Genomic DNA, 5,586 nt, shown 5'->3' with positions numbered 1-5,586 from the left:
GCCGCGAGCGCGTCAGGCGCCAGCGGGCGGGGGCGTCGGTGCCGGCGCGGGTGCGCCTGCGCACCTCGTCGAGGTCGATGCCGAGCGTGGCGAGCAGCGCGCGGGCGTCGCCGGTGTCGACGTGCGCGCGCACGGCCTCGGGGGTGGCGGTGAAGGCGTCGAGCGTGAAGGGGCGGGTCTCCGCGAGAGCGAGGAGCAGCAGGTCGGTGGTCAGGGCGGGGTGGCCGGCGTCGAGTGCGAGCGCGCCCGCCTTGATCATGGCCCGGGTGGCGGGCTCGGTGAACCTGGACAACACGCGCGTTACCTCCCGGTCCGGCGGGCGTGCTTGCGATGGGCGGACTGCCGCTTGACTCCGAGGGCGTCGGCTATCCGCTCCCAGGACCAGCCCTGCGCCCGGGCGTTGGAGACGTGGGTGGCCTCGAGCTCCTCCAGCAGAGTCCTGAGCGCCGCGACCGCGGCCAGCCCGGCGCCGGGGTCCTGATCGGCGGCCGCCTTGGCCAGTTCGGTGGCGTTCACGGTGTCAGCATGGACTGACAAGCGCCCGCTTGTCAACACCTGCTGACAGGAGGCGTAACGAGACGGCCACTGTGGGCGATGATCCTCATGGAGACAGGGGGATCATGAACGCCAGATTGTTGATGACCGCTGCCCTGATCGTCGTTCTCAGCGGGTGTTCGGGGGAGAATCCGGCCGCGGCTCCCTACGCGGCGCCGTCGCTGTCCGAGCCGACGCTCTCCCAGCCCACTCCGTCCGAGCCGGCCCCCTCCGAACCGGAGCCCTCCGAGCGGCCGCCCTCCAGGTCGGAATCCGGCAGGCCGACGCCCACGGGGACGCGCGGGGAGGACCGGTCCGGCGCGACCGAGAGTCCCGGGCGCGACTCGACCAGGACCCGCGATCCGGCCGCCACGGTGACACCTGAAGAACGCGACTCCGGCGAGAACCGCACCTCCCCCACGCCCATCACCGCTTCGCCCGCGCCGTGGCGCACACCGACGGTGAACAACAACCAGGCCTCGGTACGCCTCGACCATCGCTACCCGACGAACGTCTGCCGGATCTACTCCGCCCCCGAGCCCGGCACGACCGTCCGCATCGACGCGCTGACCGCCGCCTCCGGGCCCTACACCCCGGCCGAGGACCCGACCGACGGCGGAGCGATCCCGGCGGGCACGGAGCGGGCCAGGATGGGCGTCACCGGCAGGCCCTGCCTGCCGGGCTCGCAGTCCGGCGACGAGGTGCCCGGGGACGTGGCGTGCGCGCCGGGCTCCGAGATCACCGACCGCAGCGGCTGCGGGCTCTTCCCCGAGTACGAGGCCCCGACGCCGCTGGGCACGTACCAAGTGAACCTCACCTGGAAGCTCTCCACCCTCTGCCGGGACACCCGGTTCGCCCCCTGCCAGGGGCTGGGCGTGACCCCCACGGCCGACCGGCCGGTCCGGGCGAGCTGGTCCGTGACCGGCAACTACTGCGTGCGCGTCGACTCCGCGCGGCCCGCCATGTACAACACGGTCGGTTGCGCCGTTGAGTGAAGACGAGCCGTCGCGGCAGAGGCCCCCAAGGACCGCCTCGCCGCCCCGACCGGAGGCTGAGCCGTCGCCGCCCAGGCCGGAGGCTGAGCCGGCCGGTGGCGGCGGGGAGGGGGCTCGGCCGTCCGCGCTGCAGCACCACCTGGACCTGATCGGCAAGGTGGGTCCGCCCGCGACTCTGCTGACCGCCGTCTTCGTCTGGGCCGGCTACGTGGCGACGCTGCAACGCTTCAAGTACTTCGGCGTCTACCTCGAACTCGCCGACCTCCCCAACCAGGACCTCATCCTCTACGGGGTGGAGACGGCCTACCCGATCGTGCTGATGCTGCTGCTCGCCGTCATGGCCGCCCTGCTCCTGCACACCGCCCTGGTCAGGGTGGCGGCGCTCCCCCGGCCGTGGGTACGGCGGGTGGCGGTGGCCGTGGTGGCGGCGGCCGGTACGGCGATGCTGCTGCGCGGCCTGGCCGGCGTCTTCCGGCCCGTGGTCGCCCAGCGGGAGACGCCCGGCGCGACGGCGCTCTGCCTGGCGCTGGGGGTGCCTGCGCTCACGTACGCGTACTGGCTGCTGGGCAGGGCCGTCGCGGACAGGTTCAGGCAGGCGAGGTTCGTGGCCGCGGCGATCGGGGTGGTGGGGCTGTTCTGGGCGGTCAGCAGCTTCGCCGCGGAGAGCGGCATCGCCCGCGGCCACGAGGACGCCCGGATGCTGCACAGGCTGCCCGAGGTGGTGATCTACTCCAAGGATCCCGTCCCGGACCTGCCCGCGATCACGGCTCACGCCGACTTCGGCGAGCAGGCCGGCTTCCGGCACCGCTATCGGGGCTTCCGCCTGCTGCTCGAGTCGAACAGCAGGCTCTTCCTGGTGCCCCTGACCTGGCAGCCGGGCGCCGACCGGGCCGCCATCTCGACGTTCGTGATCCCGTACGACTCGGGCATCCGCCTGCAGCTCCTGCCCGTCGTCCAAGGGCGGCGCTAGGCGCTCTCGCGGGTGACCGTGGTGCGCGTGGTGAGCTCCGAGCCGTCGGGCGACAGTGACAGCGCGACCGTGACGCCGCCCAGCTCGGAGGTGCGCGCGACGTGCGTGCCGCCGCACGGGATCGATGCCGCCCCATCGGGGAGCGCGCAGTGCCACGTACGGCGTGCGGTCAGCCCGGGGCCGGGCACGTCGATCCGGACCGGGGCGTCGGCGGCCACCCACGCCTTGAGCCGCTGGTTCGCGTCGCCGGCGACCTGGTCGAGGTCCAGGCCGTCGGCGGTGAAGCCCTTCTTGCGCAGCGACTTGCCGAGGCGGTAGACGTCCACGCTGGCGTCGGGTGAGATGCGGGACGACGTGATCGCCATCTGGTCGAAGTCGGGGTGGCCGAGTCCGTCGAGAGCGACCTCCTTGCGCCACCGCCCGGCCAGCGCGGCGTTGAGCGCGAGCGCGGCCAGATGGCAGGCGGTGTGCCCGGCCGACAGGGCCGTGCGGTGGGCGGCGTCCACGACGAGGTCGACCGTCTCGCCGACCGGCAGCGGGGAGTCGGTCACGTGGACGACCAGCCATTCCCAGCCTTCGGCGCCCCGCCGGACCGGGATGTCCCCGCCGAGGTGGACACCCTCCGCCGACCAGGCGCCGGTCACGCAGTCGGCGACGGGGAGCCCGCCGATAGTGCCACGGTCGGCCGGCTGGTCGGGCCAGGTGTGGTCGAGCGGGTGGAACGGCGTCTCAGCCACGACGAGGCCGTGCCGGGCCCCCACCGGCACGACCCCGATGATCTCTGAACGGCCGACGACATGACCGTCCGGGAAGGTGACGACTGTCGAATTCACGCGGCCATTCTGTCAGCTTCCGGCCGCCGCCCGCTCGTCCTCGATGAAGCGGTCTCGTCCGGCGTACAGACCGGTGAAGAGCTGCGCGGCGAGCACGGCGAACAGCAGCAGGTACGGCAGCGCCCATCCGCCGGTCATCTCGCGCAGCACGCCGACGGTGAGCGGCCCGGCGCCGGCCATGAGGTAGCCGGCGCTCTGCCCGAAGGCGGACAGGGAGGCCGTCGCCTCGGCGGTACGCGTGCGAAGGGCCAGCATCATGAGCGCCAGCGGGAAGGATCCCATGCCCACCCCGATGAGCACGATCCACACCATCGCGGTGGAGGCGGGCGCGAACCAGAGCCCGAGGAACCCGGCCGCATAGCAGGCGATCAGGCCGACCACGACGGGCCGCTGGTCGCGGAAGCGGGAGGTGATCGCGGGGACGAGGAGGGAGACGGGGATGCTGAGGGCGGTGAAGACACCCAGGATGAGCCCGGCCTGGCCGATGCTGTAGCCGGCGTCGGTGAGGATCATGGGCAGCCAGCCGAACATGACGTACGCGATCATCGACTGGGTGCCGAAGTAGACGGCCACCATCCAGGCGAGCCTGCTCCGGGCGAGCTGCCGGATGCCCGCGCGGGGCGTGTCGCCGTCGCGTTCGGGCTCACTGCGCAGGAGCGCCAGCCACGGGAGCGCGGCCACGGCGGCCAGCGCGGCCCACACGCCGATCGCCACGTGCCAGTCGCCGGACGCGCGTTCGATGGGGACCGTGGCGGCGGCCGCCAGCATGGTCCCGGCGGCGAGGGCGGTAGTGTAGACGGTGGTCATGACCCCGGTCCTGGCCGGGAAGTGGCGCTTGATCAGCGTCGGGATGAGCACGTTGCCGACGGCCCCGCCCGACAGCGCGAGCGCGCTGCTCAGCAGGAAGACGGTCGCCGAGCCGGCGAGCGATCTGACGAGCAGCCCGGCGCCGAGGGCGACGAGGGCGAGCAGCAGCAGCCGGTGCTCGCCGGCCTTCCTCGACAGGGCGGGCGTGACCGCGCCGACGGTGGCGAACGCCAGCACCGGCAGCGTCGTGAGCACGCCGGTGCCCACGCTGGTCATGCCGAGCGCTCCGGCGAGCTCGTCGAGCAACGGTCCCACGCTGGTGACGGCGGTGCGCAGGTTCAGTGCGGCGAGGACGATTCCCAGCACGAGCAGCCAGGCGAGGGGTCCGGCTCCGTCTCGGGACTCGGGGGCTCTGGGCTCGGACGCGAGGACGGTCATGCGGGGGAAAATCCATCCACTAATGGGTTCATAGGACGACTCGCATGCTAACAGTCCCAAAACCCCCATTTATTCCTGGCACCTACCAAAAGTCCCGAACAGGGCCGGGCGGCTCGTCGCGCGTAGGGGTCGGCCGGGGCGGCGCCTAACGCCGGCGCAGCAGCAGCCAGTAGAGGCCCACCAGGGGGAGCACGAGAGGGATGAACAGGTAGCCCTTCCCGTACACCGACCACACGGTCGCCTCGGGGAAGGCGGCGGGGTCCAGCACGCTGAGCGTGCCGATGACGAGGACGCCCGCCAGCTCGACGAACAGGGCGGCCAGCGCCAGCCTCCGCGCGCCGCGCACCAGCGCGACGGTGAGGAGGACGTAGACCAGCGCGGCGAACGCCGACAGCGAGTAGGCCAGCGGCGCCTCCTCGAACCTGGTGAGGATCTGCACGCTGGCCCGGGCGCCCGCGGCCAGCGCGAACAGCCCGTAGACCGCGACCAGCGCGCGGCCGGGCCCGGTGCCCAGCGACGGCACGCTCACGCGACGCCCTGCCAGATCTGCAGCAGCCGCGCCGTCATCACCGCGACCGCGAACCCCGCCACGACGAGGATCGCCGCCCCCCACCGGCTGCGCTCGGCCAGCGCGAGGAACACCCCCGCGGGCGGGATGACGATCTCGCCGCCGAGGTAGCCGAACAGCGTGCCCTTGTCCACGTCCGCGCCCTGGCCGCCGGCGACGGCCGCCACCACGATGCCCGCCTGGACCAGGATGGCCACCTCCAGCAGCGCGAAGCCGACGAGCAGGACCATGCCCATGGGCCGGTCGCGGATCGCCGTGATCAGGCTGGCCAGCGCGAGCAGCAGGGAGCCGGCGATGACGATCGCGGCGACGGTGGTGTTCATCAGGGCAAAGGCTATCGCCCGGCCGGGCCGCCCCCGATCCCGCCGTGAACCGCGCCGGGACGGCCGGGCGCGCGGGCGCTCGTAGGCCGGGCGCTCGTAGGCCGGGCGCGCGGGCGCT

8 protein-coding genes are annotated in these 5,586 nt (G+C 73.1%); 2 read left to right on the top strand and 6 right to left on the bottom strand.

The window, feature by feature from the left end; all coding sequences use genetic code 11:
• A partial coding sequence (locus DQW85_RS28670) for a Clp protease N-terminal domain-containing protein (protein WP_162795451.1) occupies positions 1-295 on the bottom strand: 295 nt, incomplete at its 3' end.
• A 5-nt stretch (positions 296-300) separates the two neighbouring features.
• The gene (locus tag DQW85_RS28665; protein WP_113702988.1) at positions 301-516 is read right to left on the bottom strand and encodes a helix-turn-helix domain-containing protein; all 216 of its coding nucleotides are present in this window, start codon (positions 514-516) and stop codon (positions 301-303) included.
• 104 nt (positions 517-620) lie between these two features.
• On the opposite strand from DQW85_RS28665, the gene DQW85_RS28655 reads away from it, so the two are divergent.
• Together DQW85_RS28655 and DQW85_RS28650 are read left to right on the top strand one after the other, a co-directional pair.
• On the top strand, positions 621-1,529 hold the full coding sequence (locus DQW85_RS28655) for a hypothetical protein (RefSeq protein ID WP_162795450.1): 909 nt from the start codon (positions 621-623) through the stop codon (positions 1,527-1,529).
• On the top strand, positions 1,522-2,499 hold the full coding sequence (locus tag DQW85_RS28650) for a hypothetical protein (protein WP_162795449.1): 978 nt from the start codon (positions 1,522-1,524) through the stop codon (positions 2,497-2,499). Before DQW85_RS28655 ends, DQW85_RS28650 begins: the two co-directional genes overlap by 8 nt.
• Here DQW85_RS28650 and DQW85_RS28645 read toward each other — a convergent pair.
• From DQW85_RS28645 to DQW85_RS28630, 4 genes are all read right to left on the bottom strand, one after another.
• Complete coding sequence (locus DQW85_RS28645) at positions 2,496-3,332, bottom strand: alanyl-tRNA editing protein (protein WP_113702984.1); 837 nt, start codon at positions 3,330-3,332, stop codon at positions 2,496-2,498. The two genes, DQW85_RS28650 and DQW85_RS28645, sit on opposite strands and share 4 nt — an antisense overlap.
• A 12-nt stretch (positions 3,333-3,344) precedes the next feature.
• Positions 3,345-4,577 carry an MFS transporter gene (locus DQW85_RS28640; protein ID WP_113702983.1) on the bottom strand — a complete coding sequence of 411 codons (1,233 nt, stop codon included), beginning with the start codon at positions 4,575-4,577 and terminating at the stop codon, positions 3,345-3,347.
• Positions 4,578-4,722: 145 nt separating this feature from the next.
• Complete coding sequence (locus tag DQW85_RS28635; protein WP_113702982.1) at positions 4,723-5,106, bottom strand: hypothetical protein; 384 nt, start codon at positions 5,104-5,106, stop codon at positions 4,723-4,725.
• The coding region (locus tag DQW85_RS28630) for a hypothetical protein (RefSeq protein WP_240197493.1) at positions 5,103-5,586 on the bottom strand (484 nt) is incomplete at its 5' end. The genes DQW85_RS28630 and DQW85_RS28635, both read right to left, overlap by 4 nt.

It is taken from the genome of Nonomuraea lactucae (genome assembly GCF_003313395.1).
GTDB lineage: Bacteria > Actinomycetota > Actinomycetes > Streptosporangiales > Streptosporangiaceae > Nonomuraea > Nonomuraea lactucae.
Note: the sequence above shows the minus strand (reverse complement) of the source record. Positions and strands in the feature narration are given on the sequence as shown.

What these genes read in the sequence shown, in the direction of transcription:
- DQW85_RS28655 (WP_162795450.1), top strand. Translation starts at nt 621, where the DNA reads ATGAACGCCAGATTGTTGATGACCGCTGCCCTGATCGTCGTTCTCAGC.
- DQW85_RS28640 (WP_113702983.1), bottom strand. Translation starts at nt 4,577, where the DNA reads ATGACCGTCCTCGCGTCCGAGCCCAGAGCCCCCGAGTCCCGAGACGGA.